This is a genomic window from Acinetobacter sp. (assembly GCF_039596015.1).
Classification (GTDB): domain Bacteria; phylum Pseudomonadota; class Gammaproteobacteria; order Pseudomonadales; family Moraxellaceae; genus Acinetobacter.
On the sequence record NZ_JBCNKN010000003.1, the window covers coordinates 1 to 15,674 of the forward strand.

The 15,674-nt window shown below is 41.1% G+C and carries 19 protein-coding genes and 1 riboswitch; of the genes, 11 read left to right on the plus strand and 8 right to left on the minus strand.

Translation table 11 applies throughout. The annotated features are described in order from the left end of the window. Nucleotides 1-250: 250 nt before the first annotated feature. Nucleotides 251-1,963 carry an electron transfer flavoprotein-ubiquinone oxidoreductase gene (locus ABDV70_RS03585; RefSeq protein ID WP_343595498.1) on the minus strand — a complete coding sequence of 571 codons (1,713 nt, stop codon included), beginning with the start codon at nucleotides 1,961-1,963 and terminating at the stop codon, nucleotides 251-253. A 189-nt stretch (nucleotides 1,964-2,152) separates the two neighbouring features. Between ABDV70_RS03585 and ABDV70_RS03590 the strand changes: the two genes are divergently transcribed. The 5 genes from ABDV70_RS03590 (at nucleotide 2,153) to ABDV70_RS03610 (ending at nucleotide 6,836) form a co-directional block, all read left to right on the plus strand. Then, nucleotides 2,153-2,764 (plus strand): DUF1285 domain-containing protein, encoded by a 612-nt coding sequence (locus tag ABDV70_RS03590; protein WP_343595500.1) that lies wholly within the window; start codon nucleotides 2,153-2,155, stop codon nucleotides 2,762-2,764. A gap of 47 nt (nucleotides 2,765-2,811) precedes the next feature. After that, nucleotides 2,812-3,693, plus strand: a complete 882-nt coding sequence (gene murI / locus ABDV70_RS03595) for a glutamate racemase (protein ID WP_343595502.1) — start codon at nucleotides 2,812-2,814, stop codon at nucleotides 3,691-3,693. Nucleotides 3,694-4,006: 313 nt separating this feature from the next. Next, on the plus strand, nucleotides 4,007-5,005 hold the full coding sequence (locus ABDV70_RS03600) for a DUF4062 domain-containing protein (protein ID WP_343595504.1): 999 nt from the start codon (nucleotides 4,007-4,009) through the stop codon (nucleotides 5,003-5,005). Nucleotides 5,006-5,181: 176 nt separating this feature from the next. Beyond that, nucleotides 5,182-6,180: a ferrochelatase gene (gene hemH, locus ABDV70_RS03605; RefSeq protein ID WP_343595506.1), complete on the plus strand. Its 999-nt coding sequence runs from the start codon at nucleotides 5,182-5,184 to the stop codon at nucleotides 6,178-6,180. Nucleotides 6,181-6,191: 11 nt separating this feature from the next. After that, complete coding sequence (locus tag ABDV70_RS03610; RefSeq protein WP_343595508.1) at nucleotides 6,192-6,836, plus strand: MBL fold metallo-hydrolase; 645 nt, start codon at nucleotides 6,192-6,194, stop codon at nucleotides 6,834-6,836. On the opposite strand, the gene ABDV70_RS03615 is transcribed toward ABDV70_RS03610, so the two are convergent. Then, nucleotides 6,833-7,033 carry a DNA gyrase inhibitor YacG gene (locus ABDV70_RS03615; RefSeq protein ID WP_343595510.1) on the minus strand — a complete coding sequence of 67 codons (201 nt, stop codon included), beginning with the start codon at nucleotides 7,031-7,033 and terminating at the stop codon, nucleotides 6,833-6,835. The genes ABDV70_RS03610 and ABDV70_RS03615 overlap by 4 nt on opposite strands. A gap of 83 nt (nucleotides 7,034-7,116) precedes the next feature. Here ABDV70_RS03615 and ABDV70_RS03620 point away from each other — a divergent pair, with 83 nt between their 5' ends. The 5 genes from ABDV70_RS03620 to ABDV70_RS03640 all read left to right on the plus strand — a co-directional run bounded on the left by ABDV70_RS03620 (nucleotide 7,117) and on the right by ABDV70_RS03640 (nucleotide 10,371). Then, entirely contained in the window at nucleotides 7,117-7,752 is a 636-nt protein-coding gene (locus ABDV70_RS03620) for an SAM-dependent methyltransferase (protein WP_343595939.1), read from the plus strand. Next, nucleotides 7,749-8,954 carry a TIGR03862 family flavoprotein gene (locus ABDV70_RS03625; RefSeq protein ID WP_343595512.1) on the plus strand — a complete coding sequence of 402 codons (1,206 nt, stop codon included), beginning with the start codon at nucleotides 7,749-7,751 and terminating at the stop codon, nucleotides 8,952-8,954. The genes ABDV70_RS03620 and ABDV70_RS03625 overlap by 4 nt, the downstream gene beginning before the upstream one ends. A 55-nt stretch (nucleotides 8,955-9,009) precedes the next feature. Further along, nucleotides 9,010-9,417 carry a GFA family protein gene (locus ABDV70_RS03630; protein ID WP_343595514.1) on the plus strand — a complete coding sequence of 136 codons (408 nt, stop codon included), beginning with the start codon at nucleotides 9,010-9,012 and terminating at the stop codon, nucleotides 9,415-9,417. Nucleotides 9,418-9,460: 43 nt separating this feature from the next. Then, a riboswitch (Fluoride riboswitch) is annotated at nucleotides 9,461-9,526 on the plus strand. Between the two features lie 125 nt (nucleotides 9,527-9,651). Further along, nucleotides 9,652-10,032 (plus strand): fluoride efflux transporter CrcB, encoded by a 381-nt coding sequence (gene crcB, locus ABDV70_RS03635; protein WP_343595516.1) that lies wholly within the window; start codon nucleotides 9,652-9,654, stop codon nucleotides 10,030-10,032. Nucleotides 10,033-10,050: 18 nt separating this feature from the next. Then, entirely contained in the window at nucleotides 10,051-10,371 is a 321-nt protein-coding gene (locus ABDV70_RS03640; protein WP_343595518.1) for a DUF190 domain-containing protein, read from the plus strand. Between the two features lie 128 nt (nucleotides 10,372-10,499). On the opposite strand, the gene ABDV70_RS03645 is transcribed toward ABDV70_RS03640, so the two are convergent. The 6 genes from ABDV70_RS03645 to rsgA all read right to left on the minus strand — a co-directional run bounded on the left by ABDV70_RS03645 (nucleotide 10,500) and on the right by rsgA (nucleotide 14,953). Beyond that, nucleotides 10,500-10,835: a HopJ type III effector protein gene (locus ABDV70_RS03645; RefSeq protein ID WP_343595520.1), complete on the minus strand. Its 336-nt coding sequence runs from the start codon at nucleotides 10,833-10,835 to the stop codon at nucleotides 10,500-10,502. A gap of 302 nt (nucleotides 10,836-11,137) precedes the next feature. Then, nucleotides 11,138-12,433: an AarF/ABC1/UbiB kinase family protein gene (locus tag ABDV70_RS03650; RefSeq protein WP_343595522.1), complete on the minus strand. Its 1,296-nt coding sequence runs from the start codon at nucleotides 12,431-12,433 to the stop codon at nucleotides 11,138-11,140. Between the two features lie 207 nt (nucleotides 12,434-12,640). Beyond that, nucleotides 12,641-13,090, minus strand: a complete 450-nt coding sequence (secB, locus tag ABDV70_RS03655; protein WP_343595524.1) for a protein-export chaperone SecB — start codon at nucleotides 13,088-13,090, stop codon at nucleotides 12,641-12,643. Nucleotides 13,091-13,115: 25 nt separating this feature from the next. Next, nucleotides 13,116-13,370, minus strand: coding sequence for a glutaredoxin 3 (gene grxC / locus ABDV70_RS03660; RefSeq protein WP_343595526.1), 255 nt, complete (start codon nucleotides 13,368-13,370; stop codon nucleotides 13,116-13,118). 20 nt (nucleotides 13,371-13,390) lie between these two features. Continuing rightward, on the minus strand, nucleotides 13,391-13,801 hold the full coding sequence (locus ABDV70_RS03665; RefSeq protein WP_343595528.1) for a rhodanese-like domain-containing protein: 411 nt from the start codon (nucleotides 13,799-13,801) through the stop codon (nucleotides 13,391-13,393). A 93-nt stretch (nucleotides 13,802-13,894) separates the two neighbouring features. Further along, nucleotides 13,895-14,953, minus strand: coding sequence for a ribosome small subunit-dependent GTPase A (gene rsgA, locus ABDV70_RS03670; protein WP_343595529.1), 1,059 nt, complete (start codon nucleotides 14,951-14,953; stop codon nucleotides 13,895-13,897). A 118-nt stretch (nucleotides 14,954-15,071) separates the two neighbouring features. On the opposite strand from rsgA, the gene orn reads away from it, so the two are divergent. Next, nucleotides 15,072-15,629, plus strand: coding sequence for an oligoribonuclease (orn, locus tag ABDV70_RS03675; protein WP_343595530.1), 558 nt, complete (start codon nucleotides 15,072-15,074; stop codon nucleotides 15,627-15,629). Nucleotides 15,630-15,674 lie beyond the last annotated feature (45 nt).

Genomic DNA, 15,674 nt, shown 5'->3' on the forward strand with positions numbered 1-15,674 from the left:
TTAATATAATTTATAAAAAATAAATTTAAGTATTTAATATATAAAATAAAATTTAGAGTAATCCATCTAAAAAATAATGAACTGTAATAAGAGAAAATAAATAAGAGATAAATTTTTTATTCATTTGTACATTTTGTTAGGGGTTTAATACGTCTAGATATGAAAAAAAACTCGGTCTAATCTAGATTAAACCGAGTTAAGTTCTTACGATAGAAGCGAATTCTATGCTTTTGCAACGAAGGCGACTTTGTTACATATTTGGATAGTTCGGCCCACCGCCACCTTCAGGTGCAACCCAAGTAATATTCTGTGATGGGTCTTTAATATCACAGGTTTTACAATGCACACAGTTTGCAGCATTAATCTGGAAGCGTTTTGCACCGTCATTTTCTTCAACGATTTCATACACACCCGCAGGGCAATAACGCTGAGCAGGTTCATCCCATGTTGGTAAATTGACATTGACTGGAATAGAGGCATCGGTCAATTTCAAATGTGATGGCTGGTTTTCTTCATGCACTGTATTTGAAATAAATACTGAAGATAAACGGTCAAAGGTTAATTTGCCATCTGGTTTTTGATAGTTTGGTTTGAAGTTCACGGCATTGACAGGCTTGAGGGCAGAGAAGTCCTGTACCAAATCGTGCAGTGTAAAAGGAACTTTAAAGACATTTTGATCGATAAAGTTAAATGCACCACCGAACCACGTACCAAATTTATGCATAGCAGGGCCAAAGTTACGTGCGTTATGTAACTCTTCTTTTAACCAGCTATTATTGAATTTGTCTGTGTAAGCAGTTAATTCTTTGGCGAAGAAGTCTTCGCCTTCAGTTACACGTGCAATTGCAAGGTCGCCACCTTTTTCTACACCTTGCGCAATCGCTTCAAAGACGGCTTCACCGCAAAGCATGCCTGATTTCATGGCTGTGTGTGAGCCTTTGATTTTAGCAAAGTTTAAGAAACCTGCGTCATCACCAATTAGGCAACCACCAGCAAACGTGAGTTTAGGAAGTGAGTTTAGACCACCTTTAACAACCGCACGTGCGCCATAAGAAATCCGTTTACCACCTTCAAGATATTGTTTAATGAGTGGATGTGTTTTCCAGCGTTGCATTTCCATAAACGGGAACATGTGAGGATTTTCATAAGACAGGTCAATAATCATACCCAAAGTAACTTGGTTATTTTCGGCATGATAAAGCCACCAACCACCAGCAGAACCTGTTTCAGATAAAGGCCAGCCTGTACCGTGCATGACCAAACCTTCTTTATGTTTGGCAGGGTCAATTTCCCAAAGCTCTTTAATCCCAATACCGTAGTGCTGTGGATCAGCCTGTTGGTCGAGGTTATATTTGGCAATCAGGCGTTTACCCAAGTGACCACGGCAACCTTCAGCAAACAGCGTATATTTGGCATGAAGTTCATAACCTGGGGCAAAGTTGCCTGTCGGTTGACCATCTTTACCAATGCCCATGTCACCAGTTTGAATACCTTTTACTGTACCATCTTCATGATAAAGCACTTCGGCAGCAGCAAAGCCTGGGAAAACAGAAACTTCTAGTTCTTCAGCTTTTTGACCTAACCAACGAACCACATTGCCTAATGACACCACATAGTTGCCATCATTGTGCATGGTTTTAGGTACCATCCAGTGCGGCGCTTCTTTGGCATCGGTTTCAGACATCAAAAAGAATGTTTTGTCTTCGGTAACAGGTACATTTAATGGTGCACCATCTTCTTTCCAGTTTGGAAATAACTCGTTTAAAGCACGTGGTTCAAGCACAGCACCAGACAAGATATGTGCGCCTACTTCAGAGCCTTTTTCGACCACACAGACAGAGAGGTCATTTAGGTTATGTTCAATTGCTAATTGACGAATTTTAATTGCTGCGGATAGACCCGCGGGGCCTGCGCCAACAATGACGACGTCAAACTCCATCGATTCGCGTTCGATGTGCTCCATGTAGGACTCCTCATACTGCTAAAGGTGGCAACCAAAATCAAAGTAATGGTGCTGCCATGAGTGTTCTGTTGCTGTAGACACAAAACGTGCTAACGTGTCTAAGAAAATTTTGGTTAGTATAGAATATAACCATTCTCAGTGTGATTGGCTGAGAGGTGTGTATTTTCTGTCAAATAAGGCATAAAAGCGATGGTAAAACAAAAGTTTTTTCCCGATATGAGTAAAAAAACAACACAAATGGATAATAAAAATTTTGAACAGATTACTCAATACTTAAAAGATGGACAGCACGGTCACAAAAGAGTGATCCCCCCCTTAGCACAATGGCATCCAACACATTGCGGAAAAATGGATTTACAAATCAAAGCCAATGGTGAATGGTGGCATGAAGGGCAAAAAATAAACCGACAAAGTTTGATTGACTTATTTTCAAGTGTGTTGTGGAAAGAAAACGACAGGTTTTATTTGAAAACACCTGCCGAACAAATTGAAATTGAGGTGGAAGACGAGCCGTTACAGGTAGATCAGATTGATCAGGTTCAGATTGCGGGGCAAACCTATTTACAATTCACCACGACCAATCAGGATATTGTAATTGTGGATGAACAACATCCAATTTTCTTTCGGGAATATGCAGGTGAACAACGTCCGTATGTGCATGTACGATTTGGGATGAATGCCTTGATTCAACGGGCGTGTTTTTATCATCTGATTGATTATGGCGAATTGCTTGAAAATAGCGATGGACGTACCATTTTATTACTGCAAAGTGGTGATTACCACTTGCATTTCAACGGTTGAGGTTTAAGCTTTACAGCATCCTCTGATCTAAAATATGTAGCTCGATCATGGCACTGACACAACTCAAAATGACAGACACTCAAATACAATCGTATCCCGATGCTCAAGCACCGATAGGCATCTTTGACTCTGGCATTGGAGGGCTTTCGGTTGCACAGGAAATAGCACAATATTTACCCAAGGAGCGATTCATCTATTTTGCCGACACCGCACATGTTCCCTATGGGCCACGAACAGGTGAAGATATTCGACGCTTAACGGCTCAGGGAATTGATTGGTTATACCAACAAGGCTGTAAGGCTGTGGTGGTTGCCTGTAATACGGCATCGGCTTTTAGTCTGGATTATTTACGTGACCATTATGGTGCGCATTTTCCGATTATTGGTTTGGTTCCAGCATTAAAACCTGCTGTTTTGCAAAGTAAAAGTAAAGTAGTTGCTGTTTTGGCAACGCCCGCAACATTTCGTGGGCAACTGATTAAAGATGTCGTTCATAAATTTGCAGAACCACTTGGTGTCAAGATGATTCCGATCACATGTCTTGAGCTTGTGCCACTGATTGAAGCTGGGCAGCAAATGTCTGCTTATTGTTTGGAATTATTGAAAAAGATTTTACAGCCAGCCGTTGATCAGGGGGCAGATCATTTGGTTTTAGGTTGTACCCATTATCCTTTTTTAAAATTAGCCATTGAACAACTGTATGGTTCGCAATTAAAAATGGTGGATTCTGGTGTTGCCGTTGCACGACAAACATCTCGGATTTTGTCGAAAAATGGTTTGCTGAATGACGTTGAACCTTCGGGGCGGGTACAAATAGAATGTTATGTGAGTGGTGGTAATGCCAATGCAGCAAAAGCTGTGATTCAGCATCTTATGCCATTGCATTTAAAGTGGAATATTGCAAATATTGTGGACAATGCTGAAAAATGAGATGTATCTCTCTAAATCTTGAAAAAAATGGATTGTGATTCTTTTTATTGGGGTATTGATAATATTCAGATAGAAAAAAATAATCAGAGTTTTAGAGGCTGTTGCCATAATCCTTAACTTGGCTATTTGAGTGTTTTTTGTGAATAATCATTTATTAAAAATGACTAAATTTTATTATTATGATCATGAAATACTTAAAAAAATAGCCGTAGCTACAGATACATGTAGGTCAACAAGTTCTATATAAATAGATAATTTTTCAGCCTGTAATCATCATTGAAGTTGGGTAAAACCAGAATAAGCGGCTTTCGATATGGCAACAAACGATAAAAAATATCAAATATTTATTTCTACCTCTGGTTTAGACATGCAGGCGGAACGCCAAGCGCTATGTCAAACTTTGGTGGGCATGGGCTTTTTTGCATGGGGGCTGGGGCAAAGAACGCCATTAAGCACCACACTGGCACGTCGACAAATCGATGAATGTGACTATGTTGCCTTACTGTTGGGAAATCAGTACGGTGAATTGTCGATGTCGGGTGTCAGTTATATGCAGCTTGAGTATATTTATGCAGTCACCAAACAAAAACCGATGATTGCCTTTCTTCAAACACCAACAGGCACGCAAAATACTGCTGAATCGTTAAAAAATCAGGAAAAATATCGAGCCTTTCGTGAAACCTTGGTACAAGAAGTCCCGATTGTGGTCGAGTTCAGTAGCTTACGAGAGCTAGAACTTGCTGTTCGTTCTCAGATGTTGACATTATTAAGACGGTTTTCAGCACAAGGTTGGGTGCGTTATCAGCAGGTGAATGTTGTGCCGCAAATGCAGGAACTTAGTGACAAAATTAAATTTCTGGAAAGTGAACTGGCTCAGAAAACTTTGGAACTAAGTCTGAAACAGCCGAATGTCAAAGCACAGGATCTCTATACTTTGGGCTATCAGGTGCAAGCCTATCAGGATGGGCATTTTAAAGAGTTAAGATTAGAACGTGAATTATCGTGGAAAGCTTTGCTTGGCATTTTCGCAGCGACGTTTACAAATCCAAGCCCTGAAGATTATTTTGTGCTGCGGTTAAATGAATTTTTAAATGAAACAGGTTTAGAGATTGCCAAAGTAACGATGCCAAGGGCACATGCTGTTGCACGTTCGCAGATTAATTTTAGAGACTTACATCATATTAAAAATATCTTGAGAACCAATAACTGGCTGGTGCCTATTGGTAAAGATGACCGCCATAGAGCATTGTGGCAATTGACTGAAAAAGGTAAAGCTATAGTTGAAAGTGCTGCTGGTTTTGAAAAACAATAATTTGGATGGAAGATCGGTTTGTTGACATTGTATCAAGCCAATATCAGCAGACCTTAAATAATAACATTGTGTTTTTAAATTTTTTTGATAGAAAAAACACATCAAGATTGAGTTTCTTTCAGTGCCTGAACAGGGTAGATTAGAAACACTAGATTTTTGAACAGTATGGGTTTCGTGTGGAAAAACCAAAAGTTACCGTAATTTTAGCCAATCTGGGAACACCTGATGCGCCAACAACCATAGAGGTGCGTCGCTTTCTAAAAGAATTTTTATCAGACCCACGTGTGATTGAAATTCCAAGATTCCTTTGGCAAATTATTTTACGTGCTTTTATTTTGCCATTTCGCCCTAAGCGGGTTGCCCATGCCTATCAAAGTATTTGGGGTGAAAAAGCCTCTCCAATGCGGGAAATTTTATCTGCACAAGTTGAAGCAGTAAAAACGCATTTAATTGAACAATATCCAGAATTTGATTTGAATGTTGTTGGGGCAATGAGCTATGGCTCCTCTGGTTTAACAGAATGTTTAAAGCAGCTTACGCCACAGGAACACATCATTTTATTGCCGCTGTTCCCTCAATATTCAGCAACTTCTACCGCACCACAATATGACATTGTGGCAAACTGGGTCAAAACACAGCGTAATTTACCGGGGCTGACCCTCATTCGGGACTATTATCAGCATCCGCTTTATATTCAGGCATTGGCTGAAAGTGTGCGTCAATTTCAGCAACAACATGGTCAGGCTGAAAAACTATTGATGTCCTTTCATGGTATTCCTGTGCCGTATGCCAAAAAGGGCGATCCATACCCTGAACGCTGCCATAAAACAGCACAACTTTTGGCACAGGTGCTAGGTTTAAAAGAAGATCAATGGGCAATTAGCTTTCAGTCTCGTTTTGGCAAGCAGGAATGGGTGAAACCTTATACCGATGTTCTATTAGCTGAATGGGCACAACAGGGCGTGAAGTCGGTACAGATTATGAGTCCTGCATTCTCAGCAGATTGTCTGGAAACACTCGAAGAACTGGCATTGCAAAATGCAGATCTGTTTAAGCAAGCTGGTGGACAAGATTATGCTTATATTCCTGCATTAAATGCTCAGCCGCTGCATTTAAAGCTTTTTGAACATTTACTTTCAGCGCATTTAGATGCACTTAAACTTACGCTTGAATAGGACTTTATTGAATGTTGCAAATTAAAATTGTCCCTGTCACGGCATTTGCTCAAAATTGTTCAATTGTGTGGGACAGTGAAAGTCTGGATGCCGTTTTGGTGGATGCAGGTGGTGAACCTGAAAAGCTACAGCAAGTGGTTGAAGCGTTAGGCTTAAATGTCAAAGCTTTATGGATTACCCATGGACACCTTGACCATGTTGGGGCTGTCGGTGCATTGGCAAAAGTCTGGAATGTGCCTGTGGTTGGGCCACATCCTGATGATCAGTTTTGGTTAGATGCCTTACAGGATGTTTCTGCTCGTTATGGATTTCCAATTCCAGAAAAAGTAGATGTAACGCAGTGGCTACATGGCGGTGAAACATTAAACCTTGGTGAGCATCAATTTGAGGTGCGTTTTGCGCCGGGACATACACCCGGCCATGTGATGTTCTATAACGCTGAAAACCAGATTTTATGGACAGGCGATGTGCTGTTTAAAGGTTCAATTGGCCGTACTGACTTTCCAAAAGGCAACCATCAACAATTATTAGATTCGATTCGCCGTGAATGTTTTAGTTTGCCAGATGAAACACAGTTTATTTCAGGGCATGGCCCAATCAGTACCATTGGGCACGAAAAACAGTTTAATCCTTTTGTTGCGGGTAAAGCAGGCTAGTCCTCATAATCATCTTCATGCTGGCTACCTTTCGCCTGTTGCGGTGCATCCTGAGTCGGTAAGCGATATTCTCCGCTTGCCCATGCACCTAAGTCTATGAGTTTGCAGCGTTCTGAACAAAAAGGACGAAATGGATTGTCTTGCCATTGGCTCGGTTCGCCACAACGGGGACAAGGAAATACCTTAACTTGGGTCATACTTCAATCTTCCTTTCAATAGAGAGAGTAGGCATTTATATCTACTCTTTGCTAGACTTACGCTACTTGTCTACTAGTTTGATCTGATTATGCAAATTCGTCAATTTCAGGCACAACGCATGGTTGCCCCTCGAAATTTCCAAGCCATTGAAAACACACCGATTGCCGTTGAAATTGGGGCAGGAAAAGGTAAACATGCCGTGTTGTTTAGTCAGCAACATCCACAGACGACTTTGTATGCGATTGAACGTACCAAAGAAAAATTTGATGCCATGCAAAAGCAACATCAGCTTGAACCGAGTTTATCGCTACATCCTGTACATGCCGATGCGTTACCGTGGATCACGCATGCTTTATATCCTGCACAGGTCGAACAGTTTTTTATTTTATATCCCAATCCTGAGCCACATAACCCCGCACAGCGTTGGTTAAATATGCCATTTTTTGAGTTTATTCTGTCTCGGTTACAGTCCGAAGGGCAGATTACATTGGCGAGTAATATTCCTGAATATATCGAAGAAGCAGAACAACAACTCAAACAAGTATGGCAATTACCATATGAAAAACAGGTGATTGCATCGGATTCGGCACGTACCCATTTTGAAGTGAAATATTTACAACGGGGTGAATTGTGTCAGCAGTTGATTATTCGTAAACCTGCGACTTATCAAACCCGATTTGATGCGTTTCAGCCGTTATTAGGACAAGCCGCTACATGAAGCGCAAAACCGTTGCCATTGTAGGGGCAGGGCCAGCAGGTTTAATGGCTGCTGAAGTGTTAAGCCAATGTGCCAATTATGACATCCATGTTTATGAGCAAATGCCATCGGCAGCTCGAAAATTTTTAATGGCGGGTAAGACGGGTCTTAATATTTCTCATGCTGAAGAAATTGAACAGTTTATTGCCCGTTATGACCGCGCAGATTGGCTTGCACCGTGGGTGCGTCAATACGATGCAAACTGGATTCAAACGTGGATGCAGGGCTTAGGCATTACGGCTTATATTGGAACATCTGGACGTATTTTCCCGCTAGAAATGAAAGCCGCCCCATTATTACGTGCATGGCTGAAACGCCTTGTGGAGCATGGGGTTCAGTTTCATTATCGGCATCGTTGTTTGGATGTGCAGGGTAATGTTTTAAGTGTTCAACAGATTAAGCAAGGCACAGATCAAAGCGTTCAAACAATGGCTTTTGATGCGATTGTTTTGGCTTGTGGCGCGGTGTCATGGCCGCAGTTAGGCAGTGATGGTGCTTGGCAAAACTGGTTAAAAGCCGACACGATAGCACCATTTCAGCCGAGTAATGCTGGCGTTGAGCGAACATGGTCAGACTATATGAAGCCTGTATTCGGCCAGCCGTTAAAGCGTATTAAAGCATGGGTTGAGCCGAATTCTGCCAGTATGGGCGATGTGGTGATTAGCCATTATGGATTAGAAAGTGGGCTGATTTATCGCTTCAATCGGGCATTGCGGGTACAGCAGCAAACAGGAAAAATGACTTTATTTCTTGATTTATTGCCTGATCTTTCCGAAAAAGAATTAGAGAAAAAATTACAGCCCAATAAAAAGCAATCGCTGTCGAACCTTTGGCGTAAAGCAGGGCTAGACAACGCAAAAGCAAGTTTAGTCCGTGAGTTGGTGGATAAATCACTTTGGACACAACCTCAACAACTTGTACATCAAATTAAACATCTTCAAGTAGGTTTAACTGGCTTTAGACCGATTGAAGAAGCGATTAGTTGTGCAGGTGGCGTGCAGCCGCAAGCCTTGACTGAACATTTACAGCTTAAACAAAACCCTGCCATTTTTTGCTGTGGGGAAATGCTCGATTGGGATGCGCCAACGGGTGGCTATTTGCTTACAGCCTGTTTTGCCACAGGACGTATTGCAGGACATGGGGTTGATCAATATTTAAGGTAAATGCCCCAAAAGCTTGCTAAGCTAAGGTTCAAAATAACAGTAAAGGAACAATGTGATGGCAGAGGTTTATCAGGGAAGTTGTTTGTGTCAGGGAATTCGCTATGAAATCCACGGAAAAATAGGGGATATTGTCGAATGCCATTGCCAGCGTTGCCGAAAAGCAAACGGTACGGCTTATGCGACCAATGCCCCGATTAAAGTTGCAGATTTTAAAATTGTACAAGGTGAGCACCTTCTTAAAAAATATCAATCGACTCCGACCACACAACGCTGTTTTTGTGCGGAATGTGGCTCACCGATTATTAGCATTAAGCAGGAAACGCCAGACCTCTATCGCCTGCGTTTAGGTACGTTGGATACGCCATTAACACAAAAACCAACCCTACATATTTTTACTGCTTATAAGGCAGAGTGGGATGACATTTGTGATCAGCGACCACAGTATGCAGAGCGTCCCGAATAATCGATAAAAACAATGTGCAAGTGAATTTAGGATGAATTAACATAAAGGTTCGGGAGATGGCATTCCTCCTTGCACAAACCGCCGTTCGGCTGATGATGCCTACGTTATCCTTGATCACAGGGAACGTAGGTCTATGCACGTACTCTGGGTCAATCTCTGTTGAGTGCGCTGTGATTTCAAAAACTTCACTGATCATTGTCGTACTCTTTTAGCCAAGTTCTAAAGGAGCGTTTGATGTTTTATCCGTTATTTGCAATTGCGATAGGTTCAATACTAGGTGGTTGGGCACGATGGTTCGTGGGCTTAAAACTCAATGCAATTTATCCAGATATTCCGCTAGGTACAGTTGTGGTGAATTTGGTTGGCGGCTTCATTATTGGTTTCGCTATTGCCTTTTTTTCACAAAGTGCATTAAGTCCCAATTATAAGTTATTTTTAGTGACAGGCTTTTGTGGTGGGCTCACCACATTTTCAACTTTCTCGGTCGAAATTGTGACACTATTACAAAATGGTCGATTTAGTGTTGCATGTCTTGCCATCGCCATTCATTTATTGGGTTCTTTGTTGTGTACGGTGCTCGGTATCGCAAGCTATCACTGGTTAACAGCGCATTAAAAAAATAAGGAGAACAAGATGAAGGGTTATCTTATTAAATTTTATATGGAACAAAAACGGCAGTATCAGGGAAAAGCCTTGTTTCAATGGCTTATAGATTGTGTGAAGCAACTTCAGATTCATGGCGCAACCGTGACCAGTGCGATTGCAGGTATTGGTCGAGATGATGAGTACCATTCAATCCATTTTTTTGAATTATCAGACCAGCCAATTCAAGTTGAAATTATTGTAAATGAGCAGCAAAGTCAGCAGTTATTTACCTTGTTGCAACAACAGGCTTTTTCTTTATTTTATATCAAAGTTCCAATTGAATATGGCTCACTTGGGCAGAGCGCATAAAAACCAAAAAACAGGTCATCAATACCTGTTTTTTGAAAATAGATTGAAGTTTTATCATTTGTATTCTTTACCTAGCTTGTTTATTTTCGTAGATAACGCAAGCTAAGCTATTCATACAGCAATACAGTTTAAGCTTTTGCGGTTAATGCTTGCCCTTCAAAGGCAATACCAGACCAACCATGTTGCATGAACTGACGAATATTTTGATGGTCTGTCGCTTCAGGGGTTGCAAGCACTGCTGCATAATGTTCAGCAAATAGAGCCAAGGTGTCTGCTTGATTTAAACCTTGCAGTTGGGCAAAAGAAAATACTTTAGCACTGCCTTGGTTTTCAGTTGCAGCATTGAGCTGAGCACCATTTTTAAATGCAGTCGGATGAAAGTCAAAATGCTGTTCGATATATGCGATCACATCTTTAAATTGAGCTTGTTCTGCTTTGAGTTGCGCTAAAAGAGTTTGTGCCATTTTTGCCTCTAAGGGGTTAAATTTTCCAAAGAGCATAATTGCCTATTTAAAGATAGGCAAGAGAAGTCGGTTTTTTAGTATTTTCGAGGTGTTACACACAAAAAAAGAAGTCTAAGTGGAGGAAGGATGCTTAGACTTCTGAATAATGATGAGGTTATAGCGCGTAACTTAATTGGAAATTAATTAACGGATATAACATGTTTCATCATGTGATAATCTTTAAGTTTTATGTAATTTATTGGTAACAGTTGACACTTTGTATACTACTTTTAGCTCAAATATTGAACCAGTGTCAATAGCACTTATATTTTTGGAACAATTTCATCTAATAAATCACTTAAATCATCATTGACTTTTAGGTGAATTAAATTCCAGTAATGTCCTGAAACGGTACGGTTGACCATGAGCGTATCAGGGGCGGGTTTAAATAAATCCCAATATTTTAGCGACTGTTTTGCCAAAATAATCGCGTCATGATGCGATGAGTTTTCTTCAAAGTTATAGGGTGTGGTGAGTGGACGTAGCAAGATTTCTAACCATTGGCGATATAAAATTTCAGGGAACTTTCCTGTTTCCGTAATTGCGGCAAGTTGTTGTAATTGTTGTTCTAAAACAACAATATCACCCCGACGAGCCGCTTGGATTAAGGTGCTATAGGCGTGTATGGTGTGTTCAGATAGGAGTTTAACACCGCCATAGTCATAAATAATCACCGAACCATCTTCCCTGAAAGCAAAGTTGCCAGGGTGTGGGTCACAATGAAAGCGCCTTAAATAGAAAATTTCTTGTCCAATCGCTTGCAGCAAACGTCTGCCAAGCTGGTTGCGTAAAGGCTCTGCCCATGTGCTTGCTGTTTCAATGGATTCTCCCATTTCCATGCTGAGCGTGAGAATATGCCGAGATGAGTATTCATGAAATACTTGAGGAATAATAATCTTTGAATCAATCGCCTGATGAAATTGTCGGGCAATTTCTAGGTTCTGCGCTTCAATTTCATAGTTGAGTTCATTGTCCAAGCTTTCCTGAATTTCGGCAAAAAGCTGATCTTGTAAGGCTTTGTCGATTTTTAGCATACCCATCATGCGCAGGGCTAAACGTACCTGTTTTAAGTCACTGGCACAAGCTTCGTCAACACCGGGGTATTGTACTTTGACGACCACTTGCTGACCTGTATGTAACTGTGCGCGGTGGACTTGTCCAATCGATGCTGCGGCAAAAGGTTGTTCTTCAAAATGTGCGAATGTTTTAGAGAGCGGCTGACCTAAGGCATTTTCTACTTGTGCTTTAATGTCTGAAAATGGCATAGCAGGGGCTTGGCGTTGCAGTTTGGCAATCGCTTTGGCGACTTCGGGTGGGAAAATATCTTTATATTGCGAGGCAATCTGTCCGACCTTCATGACTGCGCCTTTCATTTCGCCCAAGGTTTCAGCAATTTGTATTCCAATATCCTGAAAAAGCTGAGTTTTAGCTGAGGTTTTTGCCTGATCATCTGAGGTTAAGTTGCGGATGGAATGCGTGATTGTTTTACTGGCAATGCTTGCTGTCATTCCTGCAAGTTTGAGAAAGCGACGTGTTGGAGTGCTTGCAGATTTTGCCATAATATTCGATATCCTCTTGTTGGTCTTCTTGGGAAACCATCGCAAGGTAAAATATAAATCTTGTCTTATGCTACTGGTTTTCCATGGATCTTATTTTTATCATAACAGGAGTTGCATGATTTTTTATAAGCAATGCGTAACGAAAGCCCCCAATATCACGTATAAAAAAAGCGACCCATCAGGATCGCTTTATCGGACTTAAAAGAATTAAGCCTGACCTTCTGCCGCAGCTTGAGCACGTTGCATGTTGGCTTCAAATTCTGCATCAAAGTTAATTGGAGTTAATAACAATTGAGGGAAGCTGCCTTTTGTTACAAGCTCATTTACTGCTTCACGCAAGAACGGGAACAAAATATTTGGGCAATACGCACCTAAAATGTATGGTAGGCGGTCTTCATCAACGCCATCAATCAGGAAAATACCAGATTGTGTCACGTCAACGATAAATGCTGTTTCGCCTGCATTTTGTGCTTCAACAACCACTTTTAAAGACACTTCAAAGTGGTTTGCATCAATTTTTTCTGCTGCAGATGAAAGATTGATATTGAGTTCTGGCTGCCATTCTTTGGTAAAAACCTGTGGGCCTGGAATCTCAAAAGAAGCATCTTTAACATAAATACGTTCTAATGCGAGTTGAACTTGTTGTTCTTCACTCATTTTTTAAATCCTTAATTCAGTAAGATTATGCGAGTAAGTTGTCTAATTTGCCATCACGCTCTAAGGCGTATAGCTGGTCAAAACCACCAATAAATTGGTCGTTAATAAAAATTTGCGGCACAGTACGATGATTTGTACGCTGCATTAATTCAACACGTACTTCAGGGGCTTCATTGGAAAGATTGACTTCTTTAAAAGCAACACCTTTACGTTCAAGAAGTTGTTTGGCACGGATGCAATATGGGCAAACACTTGTTGAGTAAATAACAACTTCAGCCATGTGATAACTCCTCTTTGACGTTAAGATTTAGCTTTTACCAATGGTAAACCCTGAGCTTTCCAGTTCGCAACACCACCATCTAAACGATAGCTATCTCTATGTCCAACTTGTTGCAAGGCACTGCCTGCGACCTGTCCGATATTGCAGATAAACACTAAAGGACGATCTGAACTTTTCAATTCTTCAATATGACTTGAAAGTTGGCTATAAGGAATATTACGGCTACCGCTGATATGACCTTCGCGGAAATCTTTAGCATCACGTAAGTCAATAAGGATGGCATTTTTAACTTTAACTAAAATACCGAGGGACTGTGGAGAAATTTTACGGCCACTACGTTGTCCTTCGAAAACGAAGAACAAAATAATAAGAACGGCAAGAACACCAAACAAAAAGGGGTGATTCCCCATAAATTCAAACCAACGTTCCACTAATTCACCTTATAACCATTCTAAATGAGCTAGAGTATAGCCTATATTAATAGTGATCAAAATCACCGCTTCAAGAGGAAAGCCCAAACAAAATTAATTTTTTTGTTGAGCTTCCTGAATTTCATCATATAAACGTAAGAAACTGTCTAAACGACGTGGCAAAATGTCGCCTGTTGTCACGGCATTTTGTAAAGCACAGTTCTTTTCGTTTTTGTGGGTACAGTTACGGAATTGGCACTGTCCCAAAAAGTTTGCAATTTCAGGATAACCCGCTTCAACGGCATCTAAATTTAAATGCCAAAGACCAAATTCTCGGATTCCCGGTGAATCAATTAAGGCACCATTTTCACCAAAATCAACCAGACGTGTTGATGTCGTGGTGTGTTGTCCCAATGCCGAGTTTTCAGAAATGACATTGGTTTTTTGCAGCGCATGCGGTGCAATGGTGTTGATGAGCGAGCTTTTCCCTACACCAGACTGCCCGACAAAAGCCACAGTTTCACCTTCAAGACGTTGCGAAAGCGCTGTTAAATCACCTTTGGCACTGGTTTGAATTACGTCATAACCCAAGTCTTGATATTCTTGTAGTAGGGTAAGAATTGGGTCATTTTCTTGAAGTAAATCAGCTTTGTTCATGACCAGTAAAGCTGGAATGTCTGCATTTTTGCAAGCGACCAGATAGCGGTCAATCAGCATAGGCGCAGGCTCAGGCAATGGCGCGAAGACCACTACAATTAAACTGATATTGGCTGCCACAGGTTTCACTTTGTGGTAGCGGTCTGGACGTGTCAACAAGGAACTACGAGGATGGATGGCCGTAATCACCCCTAAACCTGTGTTTGGGTCTGCCTGCCATTTGACACGGTCACCTGTCACCAAAAGTTCAAGGTTGGTGCGGGTATGGCAACGCCAAATACTGCCGAGTTCAATGGGTTTCCAAAACGGTTCAGGCTCACCTTCAACACGAACAGGTGCAGACGGGTGTTGTTCAGGAATAGATAAGGCTTTTACTTCAAGCTGCCGACCATAATGTTGCACAACCAGCCCTTCAAGATCATTTGAAGTATCGATTTCTTCTTGGCGTGATTGGTGCTGTTTTTGAATACGTCGTTGTTGTTGCTCAGTTAGACGACGTTTACGGATGAGAGCCATTCATATCCTAAAACCTGAATCAGAGAGTGGCAAAATAGCATGAAGGGCTTTTAAATTACAGCCAAGAAGCGAGAAATTTGTTAATATTGACATTTTTAAACCGATAAGAACTGAGTACATGGCTAGCACCCCAGAAACACGTTTAATTTGGATTGACCTTGAAATGACAGGTCTTGATACAGATAACGATCAAATTATTGAAATTGCGACCATTATTACGGATGACAATTTAAATGTGCTAGCAGAAGGGCCAGTTTTGGCGATTCATCAAAATGACCAAATCATTAATGGGATGGATGAATGGAACACTCGCCAACATGGACAGTCAGGATTAATTAACCGTGTGCGCCGTAGTCAATTGACCGCACGTGATGCCGAAGTACAAACGCTAGAGTTTTTGAAAAAATGGGTGACAGCAAAAGCCTCGCCAATGTGTGGTAATTCAATTTGCCAAGACCGTCGTTTTATGCACCGCTTAATGCCTGAATTAGAACAATTCTTTCATTACCGTAACCTAGACGTGTCATCGGTAAAAGAGTTGGCAAAACGCTGGCGTCCAGAAATTATGAGCGGTTTGAAAAAAGAAGCCTCTCATTTGGCGTTAGATGATATTCGTGACTCGATTCGTGAATTAAAATATTACCGTGAATATTTTTTCATTACCAATGACGACTAAGCATTTTTATGCAGCGTTAAAAAATGACCTCAAGTAGGTCATTTT

Coding starts and splice junctions, on each gene's coding strand:
- ABDV70_RS03615 (WP_343595510.1), bottom strand. CDS start 7,033: ATGACCCAAGTTAAGGTATTTCCTTGTCCCCGTTGTGGCGAACCGAGC.
- grxC (WP_343595526.1), bottom strand. CDS start 13,370: ATGGCTGAAGTTGTTATTTACTCAACAAGTGTTTGCCCATATTGCATC.
- ABDV70_RS03650 (WP_343595522.1), bottom strand. CDS start 12,433: ATGGCAAAATCTGCAAGCACTCCAACACGTCGCTTTCTCAAACTTGCA.
- crcB (WP_343595516.1), top strand. CDS start 9,652: ATGTTTTATCCGTTATTTGCAATTGCGATAGGTTCAATACTAGGTGGT.
- ABDV70_RS03610 (WP_343595508.1), top strand. CDS start 6,192: ATGTTGCAAATTAAAATTGTCCCTGTCACGGCATTTGCTCAAAATTGT.
- ABDV70_RS03600 (WP_343595504.1), top strand. CDS start 4,007: ATGGCAACAAACGATAAAAAATATCAAATATTTATTTCTACCTCTGGT.
- ABDV70_RS03630 (WP_343595514.1), top strand. CDS start 9,010: ATGGCAGAGGTTTATCAGGGAAGTTGTTTGTGTCAGGGAATTCGCTAT.
- secB (WP_343595524.1), bottom strand. CDS start 13,090: ATGAGTGAAGAACAACAAGTTCAACTCGCATTAGAACGTATTTATGTT.
- ABDV70_RS03585 (WP_343595498.1), bottom strand. CDS start 1,963: ATGGAGCACATCGAACGCGAATCGATGGAGTTTGACGTCGTCATTGTT.
- rsgA (WP_343595529.1), bottom strand. CDS start 14,953: ATGGCTCTCATCCGTAAACGTCGTCTAACTGAGCAACAACAACGACGT.
- orn (WP_343595530.1), top strand. CDS start 15,072: ATGGCTAGCACCCCAGAAACACGTTTAATTTGGATTGACCTTGAAATG.
- ABDV70_RS03640 (WP_343595518.1), top strand. CDS start 10,051: ATGAAGGGTTATCTTATTAAATTTTATATGGAACAAAAACGGCAGTAT.
- ABDV70_RS03645 (WP_343595520.1), bottom strand. CDS start 10,835: ATGGCACAAACTCTTTTAGCGCAACTCAAAGCAGAACAAGCTCAATTT.
- ABDV70_RS03625 (WP_343595512.1), top strand. CDS start 7,749: ATGAAGCGCAAAACCGTTGCCATTGTAGGGGCAGGGCCAGCAGGTTTA.
- ABDV70_RS03590 (WP_343595500.1), top strand. CDS start 2,153: ATGGTAAAACAAAAGTTTTTTCCCGATATGAGTAAAAAAACAACACAA.
- murI (WP_343595502.1), top strand. CDS start 2,812: ATGGCACTGACACAACTCAAAATGACAGACACTCAAATACAATCGTAT.